At 69.9% G+C, this 16,093-nt stretch carries 13 protein-coding genes; 11 read left to right on the forward strand and 2 right to left on the reverse strand.

Features of this window, described 5'->3' with window-relative positions; genetic code table 11:
• Window positions 1-48 precede the first annotated feature (48 nt).
• The gene (locus HW837_RS08035) at window positions 49-621 is read right to left on the reverse strand and encodes an adenylosuccinate lyase (protein WP_045556569.1); all 573 of its coding nucleotides are present in this window, start codon (window positions 619-621) and stop codon (window positions 49-51) included.
• Window positions 622-1,007: 386 nt separating this feature from the next.
• Between HW837_RS08035 and HW837_RS08040 the strand changes: the two genes are divergently transcribed.
• The 10 genes from HW837_RS08040 (at window position 1,008) to HW837_RS08085 (ending at window position 13,562) form a co-directional block, all read left to right on the forward strand.
• A complete protein-coding gene (locus HW837_RS08040; RefSeq protein ID WP_193379861.1) occupies window positions 1,008-2,831 on the forward strand; it encodes a 3-hydroxyacyl-CoA dehydrogenase family protein in 1,824 nt (607 codons plus the stop codon).
• A gap of 286 nt (window positions 2,832-3,117) precedes the next feature.
• Entirely contained in the window at window positions 3,118-3,930 is an 813-nt protein-coding gene (locus tag HW837_RS08045) for a TetR family transcriptional regulator (RefSeq protein ID WP_193379860.1), read from the forward strand.
• Window positions 3,931-4,356: 426 nt separating this feature from the next.
• Window positions 4,357-5,694: a crotonyl-CoA carboxylase/reductase gene (gene ccrA, locus HW837_RS08050; protein WP_045556566.1), complete on the forward strand. Its 1,338-nt coding sequence runs from the start codon at window positions 4,357-4,359 to the stop codon at window positions 5,692-5,694.
• Window positions 5,695-5,702: 8 nt separating this feature from the next.
• Window positions 5,703-7,751, forward strand: coding sequence for a protein meaA (locus HW837_RS08055; RefSeq protein ID WP_045556565.1), 2,049 nt, complete (start codon window positions 5,703-5,705; stop codon window positions 7,749-7,751).
• Entirely contained in the window at window positions 7,748-8,722 is a 975-nt protein-coding gene (locus HW837_RS08060) for an HpcH/HpaI aldolase/citrate lyase family protein (RefSeq protein WP_060882785.1), read from the forward strand. The genes HW837_RS08055 and HW837_RS08060 overlap by 4 nt, the downstream gene beginning before the upstream one ends.
• 5 nt (window positions 8,723-8,727) lie before the next feature.
• A complete protein-coding gene (locus HW837_RS08065; protein ID WP_045556563.1) occupies window positions 8,728-9,240 on the forward strand; it encodes a MaoC family dehydratase in 513 nt (170 codons plus the stop codon).
• A gap of 2 nt (window positions 9,241-9,242) precedes the next feature.
• Window positions 9,243-10,448 (forward strand): acyl-CoA dehydrogenase family protein, encoded by a 1,206-nt coding sequence (locus HW837_RS08070; protein WP_045556562.1) that lies wholly within the window; start codon window positions 9,243-9,245, stop codon window positions 10,446-10,448.
• A 191-nt stretch (window positions 10,449-10,639) separates the two neighbouring features.
• Window positions 10,640-11,296 (forward strand): phosphatidylserine decarboxylase, encoded by a 657-nt coding sequence (locus HW837_RS08075; protein WP_078853363.1) that lies wholly within the window; start codon window positions 10,640-10,642, stop codon window positions 11,294-11,296.
• A 37-nt stretch (window positions 11,297-11,333) separates the two neighbouring features.
• The gene (gene pssA / locus HW837_RS08080) at window positions 11,334-12,155 is read left to right on the forward strand and encodes a CDP-diacylglycerol--serine O-phosphatidyltransferase (protein WP_045556561.1); all 822 of its coding nucleotides are present in this window, start codon (window positions 11,334-11,336) and stop codon (window positions 12,153-12,155) included.
• A gap of 204 nt (window positions 12,156-12,359) precedes the next feature.
• Window positions 12,360-13,562, forward strand: coding sequence for an alpha/beta hydrolase (locus HW837_RS08085; protein WP_093790113.1), 1,203 nt, complete (start codon window positions 12,360-12,362; stop codon window positions 13,560-13,562).
• An 11-nt stretch (window positions 13,563-13,573) separates the two neighbouring features.
• Here the strand turns inward: HW837_RS08085 and HW837_RS08090 are convergent, their stop codons facing one another.
• Window positions 13,574-14,749, reverse strand: a complete 1,176-nt coding sequence (locus HW837_RS08090) for a glycerate kinase (protein ID WP_093790167.1) — start codon at window positions 14,747-14,749, stop codon at window positions 13,574-13,576.
• A 211-nt stretch (window positions 14,750-14,960) separates the two neighbouring features.
• Here HW837_RS08090 and HW837_RS08095 point away from each other — a divergent pair, with 211 nt between their 5' ends.
• Complete coding sequence (locus HW837_RS08095; protein ID WP_045556560.1) at window positions 14,961-16,058, forward strand: ADP-ribosylglycohydrolase family protein; 1,098 nt, start codon at window positions 14,961-14,963, stop codon at window positions 16,056-16,058.
• Window positions 16,059-16,093 lie beyond the last annotated feature (35 nt).

Here is a 16,093-nt window from a genome sequence, read left to right on the forward strand (position 1 = left end):
CCACCGGCCCGCAGCCGAAGAAACAGCCCCGGCCGAAGGAACGGCCCCCTAAGCGGAGCGCATCCGCGTCAGCGCCCGCACCGCCGCCTCCGCGAGGCTCGGATGGGCGAGGGCGTCGTTCAGCACGGGCTCGGCCCGGGTGTCCCCCAGCACACCCAGCCCCTCCACACAGGCGAGCGCCACCCGGCGGTAGGGGTCGTGCGGAGTCAGCCGGCGCCGGAGCGTGGTGATCAGCGCCGGCACCGCCTCGGGCGCCCGGAGTTCGACGAGCAGCCGCACGGGGTGCAGGGCGTAGGCGACGCGCAGTTCGTTCGTGGCGAGGGCGGCGGCGGCGCGGGCGGTGCGCGGGTCGCCGAGCCGGGCCAGCGCGTACGCGGCGGAGCGGCACCGCGGCGGATCCCGGTGGTTGAGGAGCAGGACCAGTGACTCGAAGGCCCGGCGGTCCCCCGCCACCCCCAGCCTGAACGCCGCCAGTTCCCGCGCCCACAACGGCTGCCCCGGTTCGGTGAGCACCGCCGCCAACTCGTCCGTGGACTCGGTCGTGACGAGCCGCTCGTGACCCGCCGCGCCCCCCGACTCGCTCCGCACACGCTCCGTGAGTGATCGCAACTCCTCGTCCATGCCACCGAGCGTACGGGCGTGGCGGCGTTTCAGGGACGTAGCTCACAAAGACGAGGGCTGGCGCGCTCGTTACCCACCGGTTAAGCTCAGACGAGCGAGTTACCCACTCGTGTTCGCTCTCGACGGTTTGGTGACGCAGCCGTCGCGAGCACAGTCGGTTCGGTACCCGGAGTTTCGGTATCCGCGTACCAGTACGGCTCGGCCTCGGGACAGGGCCGGTCGGTTCAGCCGTTCCCCCGGGCGTGTGCACGCCCCGGCGACGGCACCGGGCGTGTGCGTTCATCAGCCCGGCACCACCCACACCCGCGCCCCACGCGCCGCTCGCGCGCTCTTCGCGTATCCGCGGTGCTTCCCTCAGTCGTCACCCTCATTCCTGGAGTCCCGCGATGGCCACTCCCCTTTCCGACTCGTCGCTGTCCCCTCTGTCTGCGCAATCCCCGTTCCAGACGATCGCCGTGGTCGGTCTCGGCACCATGGGCACCGGTATCGCCGAGGTGCTGGCCCGGGCCGGCCGCGAGGTCGTCGGCATCGACATCAGCGAGGCCGCCGGCGCCCGCGCCGTGGCCGCGCTGGAGGCCGCGACCGAGCGTGCCGTGGCCCGTGGGCGGATCACCGAGCGGGAGCGCGGTGACGCCCTCGCCCGCTTCCGCACCTTCACCGACCTCCAGGCCGCGTCCGACGCCGACCTGGTGATCGAGGTGGTCCCGGAGTCGTACGAGATCAAGCAGCAGGTCTTCCGTGAACTCGACGCGATCGTGCGGCCGGAGACGGTTCTCGCCACCGGCACCAACGCCCTGTCGGTGACGCGGCTGGCCGCCGAGTCGGCGCGTCCGGAGCGGGTCCTCGGGCTGCACTTCTTCAACCCGGCGCCCGCGATGAAGCTGGTCGAGGTCGTCTCCTCGGTGCTGACCGCGCCCCAGGCCGTCGCCCGGGTCACGGATCTCGCCCTCGACCTCGGCAAGGAGCCCGTCGCGGTCGGCGACCGGCCCGGATTCGTCGCCGACGGGCTGCTGTTCGGCTACCTCAACCAGGCCGCCGCGATGTACGAGGCGAGGTACGCCTCCCGCGAGGACATCGACGCGGCGATGCGGCTGGGCTGCGGTCTGCCGATGGGCCCGCTGGCACTGCTGGACATGATCGGCGTCGACACCGCGCGCACGGTCCTGGAGGCCATGTACGCGGCCTCGCACGACCGGCTGCACGCGCCGGCGCCCATCCTGCGGCAGCTCAGCGAGGCGGGTCTGACCGGCCGCAAGTCAGGGCGCGGTTTCTACACCTACGAGGCCCCCGGGTCCGCCACCGTCGTGCCGGACGCGCTGACGCCCTCGGACGGGACCGCCGCGGCCGCCGGGCGCACGGTCCGCTCGGTGGGTGTCGCGGGCTCCGGGACCATGGCGTCCGGGATCGCCGAGGTGTTCGCCAAGGCGGGGTACGAGGTCGTGCTGGCCGCCCGCAGCGAGGAGAAGGCGCAGGCCGCGAAGGCCCGGATCGGCAAGTCGCTGGCGCGCTCCGTGGACAAGGGGCGGATGACGGTCGAGGCCGCCGCCGAGACGCTGGACCGGATCACTCCGGCGGGCACGTACGACGCCTTCGCCGACGTCGATCTGGCGCTGGAGGCCGTGGCGGAGGACCTGGAGGTCAAGCGGCAGCTGTTCGCGACCTTCGACAAGGTCTGCAAGCCGGGCGCGATCCTCGCCACCACGACCTCCTCGCTGCCGGTCGTCGCCTGCGCCCGCGCCACCTCGCGGCCGCAGGACGTGATCGGGATGCACTTCTTCAACCCGGCGCCGGCGATGAAGCTGGTCGAGGTGGTCCGCACGGTGCTGACCGCCGACGATGTCCACGCCACGGTCCGCGAGCTGTGCGCGAAGGTCCGCAAGCACCCGGTGGACTGCGGCGACCGCGCCGGGTTCATCGTGAACGCGCTGCTGTTCCCGTACCTGAACAACGCGATCAAGATGGTGCAGGAGCACTACGCGACGCTGGACGACATCGACGCGGCCATGAAGCTGGGCGGCGGCTACCCGATGGGCCCGTTCGAACTGCTGGACGTGGTCGGGCTGGACGTCTCGCTGGCCATCGAGAAGGTGCTGCACCGCGAGTTCCGCGACCCGGGGCTGGCCCCGGCGCCGCTGCTCGAGCACCTGGTGGCCGCGGGCTGCCTCGGCCGCAAGACGGGCCGTGGCTTCCGCGAATATGCCAAGCGCTGAGCGGTCGGGCGACGAGTCCGTCACGGCAGGGGGGCCGGCGGCCACGCCGTCGGCCCGGCTGTCGGGCCCGGCGGAATCCAACCGGGCGTCCCCGTCGGCGTCCGAGGCGGACTGGGGCGGGCTGCTCGGCCCGGGCAGCCGCCCCTCCTCGGCCCGATCCGCCGCCTCCGCGCCCGGCCCGTGCCCCGTCTCCCCCGCCCGCGAACCGCTCCCGCCCGCGTCCAGGACGGGTGGGGGGACGGCCGGACACGCGCACTCTCCTGCACGGATGCAGTACGTTCGGGGCATGTCCCAGCCCGCCAAGTCCTCACGTACGCCAGCTGCGCCCGACGCTCCTCCGGAGAGCGCCGCGGGAAGCCGTGCCGCCGCCCAACGCCTCAAGATGCGCCGGGAACTGGCGGCCGCGGCCATGGAGCTGTTCTCGACCAAGGGGTACGAGGCGACCACCGTCGACGAGATCGCGGCGGCGGCCGGGGTCGCCCGCCGCACCTTCTTCCGCCACTTCCGCTCCAAGGAAGAGGCGATCTTCCCGGACCACGACGACACCCTGATCCGCGCCGAGGCGGTGCTCAACGCGGCGCCCCCGCACGAGCACCCGCTCGACACGGTGTGCCGCGGGATCAAGGAGGTCATGAAGATGTACGCGGCCCGGCCGGAGATCTCGGTCGCCCGCTACAAGCTGACCCGTGAGGTTCCCACCCTCCGGGAGGCGGAGATCGCCTCCGTGGCCCGCTACGAGCGCCTCTTCACCCGTTATCTGCTGGGCCACTTCGACGAGAACGCCCACCACGACGCCGGCAACGACGACCCGCTGCTCGCCGAGGTGGCCGCGTCGGCGGTGGTCACCGCGCACAATCACGTGCTGCGGCGGTGGCTCAGATCCGGCGGGCAGGGCGACGTCGAGAGCCAGCTCGACCACGCCTTCGCCATCGTCCGCAGGACGTTCGGCAAGGGCACCGGCGCCGGCCGCACCCTGGCCCCCGAGTCGGCCGCCGCGACGGCCTCCACGCACGGCGAGGTCCTGGTGACGGTCGCCCGGACCGACGCCCCGCTCGACGAGGTCATGCGGACCATCGAAGAGGCTCTCCGCGACCGCTGACACCCCCGCGCACCACGATCTACTCAACGGTAACTGTGAGAACGGCCACCCCTCGGGGTGGCCGTTTTGGCACGTCAGGGGCCCTTTTTCACCCGCGTCTGATCGATCATCGCTCAGGTGTTACGTAAAGATTTCACCTGAGCGAACTTTCTGGCACTCGGTGCCTTGCGAGGTGACACGGCGTGCCATACGTTGAAGGAGTCCGGGCGGCCGACGCACCGCGAAATCTCGTTCGTCGGCTGTCCCCGCGGACCACGGTCCACGCGCCCGGACGCCTGCGTCACAGGCAACCCTCCGCGCCACACACAGCGCCGCCGAAGCACCACCTCCGCCGAACCGACGGCATCACCAGACAGCTCTGCAGCACCCGACGTAACCCTCAACAGCGCCCTTCCCTCAAGGACGCACGTCGCCGGAGGCACCACCGTGAAGGACATCCTGGACGCGATCCAGTCGCCGGACTCCACGTCCGCCGACTTCGCCGCTCTGCCGCTCCCCGAGTCGTACCGCGCGATCACCGTGCACAAGGACGAGACGGAGATGTTCGCGGGCATGGCGACCCGCGAGAAGGACCCGCGCAAGTCGATCCACCTGGACGAGGTCCCGCTCCCGGAGCTGGGCCCGGGCGAGGCCCTGGTGGCCGTCATGGCCTCCTCGGTCAACTACAACTCGGTGTGGACCTCGATCTTCGAGCCGCTGTCCACCTTCGGATTCCTGGAGCGCTACGGCCGCACCAGCGAGCTGGCCAAGCGCCACGACCTGCCGTACCACATCATCGGCTCCGACCTCGCGGGCGTCGTCCTGCGCACCGGCCCCGGCGTCAACGCCTGGCGGCCCGGTGACGAGGTCGTCGCGCACTGCCTCTCCGTCGAGCTGGAGTCCTCCGACGGCCACAACGACACGATGCTCGACCCCGAGCAGCGGATCTGGGGCTTCGAGACCAACTTCGGCGGGCTCGCCGAGATCGCGCTCGTCAAGTCCAACCAGCTGATGCCGAAGCCGGACCACCTCAGCTGGGAGGAGGCCGCCGCCCCGGGCCTGGTCAACTCCACCGCCTACCGGCAACTGGTCTCCCGCAACGGCGCCGGCATGAAGCAGGGCGACAACGTGCTGATCTGGGGCGCCAGCGGTGGCCTCGGCAGCTACGCCACGCAGTTCGCCCTGGCCGGTGGCGCCAACCCGATCTGTGTCGTCTCCAGCGAGCAGAAGGCGGACATCTGCCGCGCGATGGGCGCCGACGCGATCATCGACCGCAACGCCGAGGGCTACAAGTTCTGGAAGGACGAGAACACCCAGGACCCCAAGGAGTGGAAGCGCTTCGGCAAGCGCATCCGCGAACTCACCGGCGGCGAGGACATCGACATCGTGTTCGAGCACCCGGGCCGCGAGACCTTCGGCGCGAGCGTCTTCGTCACCCGCAAGGGCGGCACCATCACCACCTGCGCCTCGACCTCGGGCTACATGCACGAGTACGACAACCGCTACCTGTGGATGTCGCTGAAGCGGATCATCGGCTCGCACTTCGCGAACTACCGCGAGGCGTGGGAGGCCAACCGCCTCATCGCCAAGGGCAAGATCCACCCGACGCTGTCGAAGGTCTACTCCCTGGAGGAGACCGGGCAGGCCGCGTACGACGTGCACCGCAACCTCCACCAGGGCAAGGTCGGCGTCCTCGCGCTGGCCCCCGAGGAGGGCCTGGGCGTCCGCGACCACGACAAGCGCGCCCAGCACATCGACGCCATCAACCGCTTCCGGAACGTCTGAGGTCCACGATGAGCGAGCGTCAGCCCACCGAGGGCGGGAAAGCCAAGGACCGGCCCTGGCTCATGCGGACGTACGCCGGCCACTCCACGGCCGAGGCGTCCAACGAGTTGTACCGGCGCAACCTCGCCAAGGGGCAGACGGGTCTGTCGGTCGCCTTCGACCTGCCGACCCAGACCGGCTACGACTCCGACCACATCCTCGCCCGCGGCGAGGTCGGCCGGGTCGGCGTCCCGGTGGCCCATCTCGGTGACATGCGCAGGCTGTTCCAGGACATCCCCCTGGAGCAGATGAACACCTCGATGACCATCAACGCCACCGCCATGTGGCTGCTGGCGCTCTACCAGGTCGTCGCCGAGGAACAGGGTGTCGACATCACCCGGCTCCAGGGCACGACCCAGAACGACATCGTCAAGGAGTACCTGTCGCGGGGCACCCATGTGTTCCCGCCGGGACCCTCGCTCCGGCTGACGACGGACATGATCGCGTACACGGTCTCCCACATCCCGAAGTGGAACCCGATCAACATCTGCAGCTACCACCTGCAGGAGGCCGGGGCCACGCCGGTGCAGGAGATCGCGTACGCGATGTCCACGGCCATCGCGGTCCTCGACGCCGTGCGCGACTCCGGCCAGGTGCCCGAGGAGCGCATGGGCGATGTGGTCGCCCGCATCTCGTTCTTCGTGAACGCGGGCGTCCGCTTCGTCGAGGAGATGTGCAAGATGCGGGCGTTCGGCCGCATCTGGGACCGCATCACCCGTGAGCGGTACGGCATCGAGAACCCCAAGCAGCGCCGCTTCCGGTACGGCGTCCAGGTCAACTCCCTCGGGCTGACCGAGGCTCAGCCGGAGAACAACGTCCAGCGGATCGTGCTGGAGATGCTGGCCGTGACCCTCTCCAAGGACGCGCGGGCGCGTGCCGTGCAGCTGCCGGCCTGGAACGAGGCGCTGGGCCTGCCCCGGCCGTGGGACCAGCAGTGGTCGCTGCGCATCCAGCAGGTGCTGGCCCACGAGAGCGACCTGCTGGAGTACGAGGACATCTTCGAGGGCTCGCACGTCATCGAGGCGAAGGTGGCCGAACTGGTCGAGCAGTCCTTCGCCGAGATCGAGCGGATCCAGGAGATGGGCGGCGCGATGGCGGCCGTCGAGTCCGGCTACCTGAAGTCGCAGCTGGTCTCCTCGCACGCCGAGCGCCGGGCCCGGATCGAGTCCGGCGAGGAGAAGATCGTCGGCGTCAACATCTTCGAGTCGACCGAGCCGAACCCGCTGACCGCCGACCTGGACGCGGCGATCCAGACGGTCGACCCGGCCGTCGAGGCCCGCGTCATCACGTCCCTGCAGAACTGGCGCGACACCCGCTACCAGCCACCCTTCAACCACCCGCGCCCGTGCAAGGCGCTGGAGCGGCTCAAGGAGGCCGCGAAGGGCACGGACAACCTCATGGAGGCCACCCTGGAGTGCGCCCGGGCCGGGGTCACGACCGGCGAGTGGGCCGGGGCCCTCCGTGAGGTGTTCGGGGAGTTCCGGGCACCGACCGGTGTCTCGTCGGCGCCGGTGGCCGTCTCCGCCGAGGAGGGCTCGGCCATGGCGGGGGTCCGCCGCAAGGTGGACCTGACCGCCAAGGATCTGGGCGTCGGCAAGCTCCGCTTCCTGGTCGGCAAGCCGGGCCTGGACGGGCACTCCAACGGGGCCGAGCAGATCGCCGTGCGGGCCCGCGACGCGGGCTTCGAGGTGGTCTACCAGGGCATCCGGCTCACCCCTGAGCAGATCGTGGACGCCGCCCTCGCCGAGGACGTGCACGCGGTCGGCCTCTCCATCCTCTCCGGCTCGCACGCCCAGCTCGTCCCGGACGTGCTGGAGCGGCTGCGCGAGGCGGGCGCCGGCGACATCCCGGTGATCGCCGGCGGGATCATCCCGAACGCGGACGCCGACCGGCTCAGGGCCGCCGGAGTGGCCGCCGTGTTCACCCCGAAGGACTTCGACATCACCGGGATCATCGGCCGTATCGTCGACGAGATCCGCAAGGCCAACAAGCTCGACCCCCTGGAGGTCCCCGCATGACCAGCCCTGTTCCCCAGGTGAACCGCCTCCGTCCGCGGCGCTCCTGCCTCGCGGTGCCGGGAAGCAACCCCCGCTTCCTGGAGAAGGCCCAGGGCCTCCCGGCGGACCAGGTCTTCCTCGACCTGGAGGACGCCTGCGCCCCGCTCGCCAAGCCCGAGGCGCGGCACACCATCGTCAAGTTCCTCAACGAGGGCGACTGGACCGGCAAGACACGGGTCGTGCGCGTCAACGACTGGACGACGGAGTGGACGTACCGCGATGTCGTGACCGTCGTCGAGGGCGCCGGGCAGAACCTCGACTGCATCATGCTGCCGAAGGTGCAGACGGCCCAGCAGGTCGTCGCCCTCGATCTCCTCCTCACCCAGATCGAGAAGACGATGGGCTTCGAGGTCGGCAAGATCGGCATCGAGGCGCAGATCGAGAACGCGCAGGGCCTGAACAACGTCAACGAGATCGCGACGGCCTCCCAGCGCGTCGAGACGATCATCTTCGGCCCGGCCGACTTCATGGCCTCGATCAACATGAAGTCGCTGGTCGTGGGCGAGCAGCCGCCCGGCTACCCGGCGGACGCCTACCACTACATCCTGATGAAGATCCTGATGGCCGCCCGCGCCAACAACCTCCAGGCGATCGACGGCCCCTACCTCCAGATCCGCAACATCGACGGCTACCGCGAGGTCGCCCAGCGCGCCGCCGCGCTCGGTTTCGACGGCAAGTGGGTGCTGCACCCGGGCCAGGTCGAGGCGTCCAACGAGATCTTCTCGCCCTCGCAGGAGGACTACGACCATGCCGAACTGATCCTGGACGCGTACGACTACTACACCTCCGAGGCGGGCGGCAAGAAGGGCTCGGCCATGCTCGGCGACGAGATGATCGACGAGGCCAGCCGCAAGATGGCGCTGGTCGTCTCCGGCAAGGGACGGGCCGCCGGCATGCAGCGGACGTCGAAGTTCGAGATCCCGGAGGCATGAGCGCGATGCAGTTCGGACGCACCTACGAGGAGTTCGAGGTCGGGGCGGTCTACAAGCACTGGCCCGGGAAGACGGTCACGGAGTACGACGACCACCTCTTCTGTCTCCTCACCATGAACCACCACCCGCTCCACATGGACGTCAACTACGCCGAGAAGACGACGGACTTCGGCAAGAACGTGGTGGTCGGGAACTACATCTACTCCCTGCTGCTCGGCATGTCGGTACCGGACGTCTCCGGCAAGGCGATCGCCAACCTGGAGATCGAGTCGCTCAAGCACGTGGCGCCGACCTTCCACGGCGACACGATCTACGGCCAGACGACCGTGCTCGACAAGTGGCCGTCGAAGTCGAAGAACGACCGCGGCATCGTGTACGTCGAGACCAAGGGCTACAAGCAGGACGGCACGCTGGTCTGTGTGTTCCGTCGCAAGGTCATGGTGCCCACCGAGACCTACATCAAGGAGCGCGGCGGCGAGCAGCCGGGCCGCCCCGAGCTCAGGGAGCAGGAGAAGTAGCCATGGCACGACTCGCCCAGACCCACGGCCTCACGGACGTCCAGCAGGAGATCCTCTCCACCGTCCGTGACTTCGTGGACAAGGAGATCATCCCGGTCGCGACCGAGCTGGAGCACCGGGACGAGTACCCGCAAGCGATCGTCGACGGGCTCAAGGAACTGGGCCTGTTCGGTCTGATGATCCCCGAGGAGTACGGCGGTCTGGGTGAGTCCCTCCTCACGTACGCGCTGTGCGTGGAGGAGATCGCCCGGGGCTGGATGTCCGTGTCCGGGATCATCAACACGCACTTCATCGTGGCGTACATGCTCAAGCAGCACGGCACCGAGGAGCAGAAGGACCACTTCCTGCCGAGGATGGCGGCCGGCGACGTCCGGGGCGCCTTCTCCATGTCGGAGCCGGGGCTCGGCTCGGACGTGTCGGCGATCACCTCGAAGGCGGTCAAGGACGGCGACGAGTACGTCCTGAACGGTCAGAAGATGTGGCTGACGAACGGCGGGACGTCAACACTGGTCGCCGTTCTCGTCCGAAGTGACGAAGGACACCCGGAGGGCACGGCGCCCCACAAGTCGATGACGACCTTCCTCGTCGAGAAGGAGCCCGGCTTCGGAGAGGTCCGCCCCGGCCTCACCATTCCCGGGAAGATCGACAAGATGGGCTACAAGGGCGTCGACACGACCGAGCTCATCATGGACGGACTGCGCATTCCGGCCAATCGTGTACTCGGCGGCACCACGGGCCGAGGGTTTTACCAAATGATGGACGGCGTCGAGGTGGGCCGGGTGAATGTGGCCGCGCGTGGCTGCGGTGTCGCTCAGCGTGCATTCGAGCTCGGTGTCCGGTACGCCCAGCAGCGCCATACTTTCGGCAAGCAGATCGCCCAGCACCAGGCGATCCAGTTCAAGCTGGCCGAGATGGCTACCAAGGTCGAGGCCGCGCATGCGATGATGGTCAACGCAGCACGCAAAAAGGACTCGGGCGAACGAAACGACCTCGAAGCAGGGATGGCGAAGTACCTCGCCTCCGAATACTGCAAAGAAGTCGTCGAGGACGCATTCCGGATCCACGGCGGTTACGGCTTCTCCAAGGAGTACGAGATCGAGCGCCTCTACCGTGAGGCGCCGATGCTGCTGATCGGTGAAGGTACCGCCGAAATCCAGAAAATGATCATCGGTCGTCGGCTGCTCGAAGAGTATCGATTCCAGGGCTAGTACGCGGTTGGTCCAGGGTCGGATGTCTGGTTCGGGGTGTTTTCTTCGAGAAGAAGATCACACCCCGTCAGCACTCTTCGGTCGTCGACTCGGCTTCCTGGCTTGCCCAGTTGCGGTCAGCGACCGGTACGATCCCGTGAAAGCCGCCGTCCCCAGTCACCGCGCGGCATCATCCGCTACGAAGGTCATCCATGCCCCACAGCCAAACCTCTGCACCACGCGACAGCCTGGCAGGCGTACGTATTGCGCGCGGAGCATCGCCGTGGCTTCTCCCGACCGTCGCCACCGCAGCACTCAGCCTCGCCCGTTCGCGCCGCTCCGGCGCCGCGCGCGCCGTGGCCGTACCCGCCACCGCGCTGGCGGCGGGCATGCTGTGGTTCTTCCGCGACCCCGAGCGTGAGATCGCCCAGGGCCGGGTCATCTCGCCCGCCGACGGAGTGGTGCAGAGCATCATGCCGTGGAAGGACGGACGCACCCGCGTCGCGATCTTCATGAGCCCGCTCAACGTCCACGTCAACCGCGCGCCGCTCTCCGGCACGGTGACGTCCGTGGAGCACATCCCGGGTGGGTTCGTGCCGGCGTTCAACAAGGAGAGCGAGAACAACGAGCGCGTCGTCTGGCACTTCGACACCGAACTCGGTGACATCGAGATGATCCAGATCGCCGGCGCCGTGGCTCGCCGCATCGTTCCGTACATCCCCGAGGGCACCAAGGTGGAGCAGGGTGACCGGATCGGGCTGATCCGCTTCGGCTCGCGCGTCGACATCTACCTGCCCGAGGGTGTGGAGATCGACGTCGAGGTGGGCCAGAAGACCGTGGCTGGGGTGACTCGCATTGACCGTGATTGATCCGGAGACCCAACCCGGCCAGACCGGGGCGGGCTGGGTGCCCGAGGTGGACGAGGTGGAGGACGACGCGGAGGAGATGCCGCTGTCGCTCCGCCTGTCGATAGCGGACACGCTCACCCTGGGTAACGCCACGTGCGGCTTCATGGCGGTGTACTTCACCACCACGGGCATCCTGATCCCGCACCTCACCGGCAGCCAGGAGTCGGGCATGGCCCGGCACAGCGCGGCCACCGCGGTGATCCTGATGCTGTGCGCGGCGATCTTCGACCTGTTCGACGGGCTGGTGGCGCGCAAGCTCCGCTCCTCGCCGATGGGCGCGGAGCTGGACAACCTCTCCGACCTGATCAGCTTCGGCCTGGCGCCGGCGTACTTCGTCCTCGTCTACGGCATGGTCGCGGACGACGCGCACCAGCGGGTGGCGGCGGTGGGGGCGATCGTCGTGCTGCTGGCGGTGGTGCTGAGGCTCGCGAGATTCTCCTGCGTGACGGTGAAGGACGGCACCTTCCAGGGCATGCCGTCGCCGTTCGGCGCGCTCACGGTCATCTCGATCGTGCTCCTGGAGCTGCCCTTCGTGGCGACCCTGCTGGCGATCGTCGGCGTCGCGTGGCTGATGGTGAGCCGCGTCGAGTACCCGAAGCCGCGGGGTCCCCTCGCGGGGGCGGTGCTCACCTGGATCGTCCTGGCGATGGGCCTGCTGGCGGCCTGGGCGTTCGACGCGCCCGGCGGTCAGCTCCTGCTCCAGACCGGCTGCGCCCTGCAGCTCGTGATGGGCGCGGTCATCCCGCTCTTCGCCACGGCGCGCCGTGTGAACAACTTCCGCGACAACCGTCGCGAGGCGCGGGCGGCGCAGCTGCCCTGACCTTCGCCGCAGGTACTGGCGGGTGTGGCCCGAGCCGACACGGCTCGGGCCACACCCGTTTCGCGTTCAAGGGCGTCGCCATGTGCCCTTGAGGGGTCAACTACCTCGCGTGGGACTCCAGTTGCTGGGGGTGAGGAAGAGGTGGACGGTGGAAAGGGGTGCTTTTCATATTAGTTGGCCCCTTTCGAGCGTCAGGAGGAGAGCATGACCTCGTACACGCCAGAAGAGCACAGGGTGAAGCACATCTCGAAGATCCCGGCGAACGAGGACATCGAGGTGGAGCTGCCCGTCCGGGAGTACAACGGCACCCATGGGCACGACCGCCAGCCGGTGCTGATGCTGCATGGCAGGAGCGTGCCGGCTCTCCCGGGCTTCGACCTCGCACCGGTGCCCGGCGAGAACCCGACCCGGTACAGCTGGGCACAGGAACTGGCGAAGGCCGGCTTCGACGTCTTCATCATGGACCTTCAGGGCTCCGGAAGGTCACCCCGCCCGATGATGGACGTGCCGTGCAACGCCAATCCCGCCCAGCAGGCGCCGGTGCTCGTCCCCAACCCCCTGCCGCAACCGTGCACTCCCCCGCCCCCGTACCCCTTCCAGCTGGGCAACTCGGAGAGCGAATGGGCGGAGGTGAAGACGGTCGTCGACTACATCCGGGACCGTCCTGGCGCGGACAAGCCGATCCACTTCGTCGGTTGGTCCGCGGCCGCGTTCGTGATGGGCCCCTACGCCCTCCAGTACCCCGGAGACGTCAAGAGTCTTTTCCTGCTCGCCCCGATGTTCCCGCCGAAGGGCCGGTGGTCGGAGAAGCCCGACCAGCCCTTCGGGCGTCCGGCCGAGGCGGTCGACTCGCTGCCCCTGCCCGGTTTCCCGATGCATGTCTCCAGCAGGACGGGGTTCAAGGCCGCGCTCACCGGCCCCACCGCCCTGTGGGAGCCCGGCATCGCCGAGCTGGCGTGGGAGGCCTGCATGCAGAACGACCACGAGGGCAGCAAGTGGGGCCCGACGGTGAACGGTGGCGAGCCCGAAGGGGTCCTGCGCTACCGGAACACCTACTGGTGGGGCTGGAACAACCACACCGTGCCGCTCGTCCGCGAGAACAAGTACGTGCTCGGTGGCCGCGTCCCCGTGCTCATCCTCTACGGAGAGAACGACCGGACGGCCAACACCACGACGCCGATGCCCGACAACCTCAACTTCTCCGTGCCGGCCCTCTACAAGGCCATCGCGGGTTCGAAGAAGCTGATGTTCTGTTTCGCGGAGTCGGGCCACTCCCTCGTCTGGGAGACCACCGCCGAGGCCATCCACCACTTCTCGAAGCACTGGCTCAAGAACGGAAAGGTGGAGGGCTTCGGCAGCGGCAGCTACTTCAGGGAGCTGGACGGCAATCTGATCCCGCTGCCCTAGGGCCCTAGCCGTCAGGTGAGGAAGTCCCCGGCGATCCGTTCGGCCACCCGTTCGAGGATCGGCCCCGGATCAGCGATGCACCGCTCCACGTCCGGCTCGATCTCCGTGAGCGGATACGCCCGGCGGATGCCCGCACGCCCCAGCGCCTCCGGCGGGAGGGCCAGGCGGCCGCAGACGGCGACGACCTCCTTGCCGGCGGCGCGGGCGGCCGCCGCGACCCCGGCGGGGGCCTTGCCGTGCAGGGTCTGCTCGTCGAGGGAGCCCTCGCCGGTGATCACCAGCGTGGCCTTCTCCAGCGCCGTCGCGAAGCCGAGGACGTCGAGCATGACCTCGATGCCGGGGCGGAACCGGGCGCCGAGGACGAGGGCGCCGTAGCCGATGCCGCCCGCGGCGCCCGCGCCGGGGGCCAGGGCGTGCTCGGCGGCGCGCGCGCCGACCGTCTTCTCCAGGACGGCCGCGAAATGCGTCAGGGCCCCGTCCAGCGTCGCCACGTCCTCGGGGCTCGCGCCCTTCTGAGGGCCGTACACGGCCGGAGCGCCCTTGGGGCCCGTGAGCGGGTTGTCGACGTCGCTCGCCAGGACCAGGTCGACGGAGCTGAGCCTCTCGTCGAGGCCCGACAGGTCCGCCGTCGCCAGGTCGCGCAGGCCTCCGCCACCGGGCCCGACGGGCTCCCCCGCCGCGTCCAGGAAGCGCGCGCCGAGCGCCGCGAGCATGCCCGCGCCGCCGTCCGTCGTCGCGCTGCCGCCGACGCCGAACACGATCGTGCGGGCGCCCGCGTCGAGCGCGGCGCGCAACAGCTCTCCGGAGCCGTACGTGGAGGCCGTGAGCGGTGCGAAGACCCCGGCGGGGAGTCGCTGCAACCCGCTCGCCTCGGCCATCTCCACGACGGCCGTGTCGCCGTGCAGCGCGTACGCGGCGGTGACGGGCTCGCCGAGGGGTCCCGCGACCCGTACCTCGCGGCGTTCGAAACCGGCCGCGACCGCCGCGGCCACGGTGCCGTCGCCGCCGTCGGCGACCGGCAGCGCCTCGACCTCAAGGCCGGGCCGGACCCGGCGCAGGCCCGCCGTGACCCGCTCGGCGACCTCGACGGCCGTCAGCGTGCCCTTGAACTTGTCCGCGGCGATCAGCACCCGCGGATCGGCCGTGCCCGTGTCGCCGGCCGTGCCCTTGTCGCCGGACGTGTCGATCCCGTCCACTGCGGCGTTCGCCACCTAGCGTTCCCCTCGCTCATCGGGCCTTGCGCACGTCAAGGCAGTCGCGCCGCTGTGACCCTAACCGGCCCGGCCCCGGTACGTCATGCCCCGTCCCGCCCAGCGAACACCCGCCCCGAGCGGGTTGCGCCGGCCCCCGCCGGGCGGTCGTGCGCGGAATCGGGCGGAAACGGGTAGACCTTCGGACATGACACCCACGACCACGACCCCTCTCGCGCCCCCGGTCGGTGCCGAGCTCGCCGACCGTGTGCTCGGGGGCTGGCTGGGCCGGATCGCGGGGAACATGCTCGGCAAGCCGGTGGAGCAGGGGGAGGTCTGGACCCGCGAACGCATCGACCGCTATCTGCGGCAGGCCGGGGCCCTGCCGCTCACCGACTACCTCCCGGAGCCGGTGAGCGAGAGCGACGGGTTCGCGCTGCGGCCGGAGTGGCGGGACTGCGTACGCGGCCGGATCCACGGCAGCTGCCGCGACGACGACGTGGACTACGCGATCCTCGGGCTGCACCTGCTGGAGACGCACGGCTTCGGTTTCAGCACCGAGCAGGTCGGTGACCTGTGGCTGCTGCGGCTGCCGTACCTCCAGACGTTCACCGCGGAGCGGGCGGCCTACCGCAACCTCGCGAGCGGGCTGAAGCCGCCGCTGACGGCCACCTACGACAACCCGTACCAGGAGTGGATCGGCGCCCTCATCCGGGCCGACGTCTTCGGCTGGACCTCCCCGGGCCTGCCCCGGCGCGCGGCCTCGCTGGCCCGGCGCGACGCGGTGCTGTCGCACACCGGCAACGGGGTGTACGGGGCGATGTGGGCGGCTGCCCTGATCGCGGCGGCGTTCACGGCACCGGGAGCGCGGGCGGCCCTGGACGAGGCGCTGGCGGTGGTGCCCGCGAGCAGCCGTCTGGCCCGGACCGTGCGGCGGGTCGTGTCGCTGCACGACGCCGGACTCGCCTGGGAGGAGACGTTGACGACGGTGGGCGAGGAGACGGCCGGGCTCGGCTGGATCCACGTGGTGCCGAACTCCGCCGTGCTCACGGCCGGGCTGCTGTACGGCGACGGCGACTTCACCCGCACCCTCGCGCTGACCGTCCGCGGCGGTCTGGACACCGACTCGAACGGGGCCACCGCCGGTTCGGTGGCGGGTGTGCTGTGCGGGGCGGCGGCGATCCCGGACCGGTGGAAGGACCCGTTGGAGGACACCGTGCGCAGCGCCGTGTTCGGCTTCGACGGGGTGCGCATCAGCGAACTCGCGGAGCGCACGGTGCGGTTGGCGGAGGCCTTCGGCTCCTGAGCGCCGGTCCTCGCGCGCCCCTGGCGCCGATTTCC

This window comes from Streptomyces caniscabiei (genome assembly GCF_014930365.1).
GTDB lineage: Bacteria > Actinomycetota > Actinomycetes > Streptomycetales > Streptomycetaceae > Streptomyces > Streptomyces caniscabiei.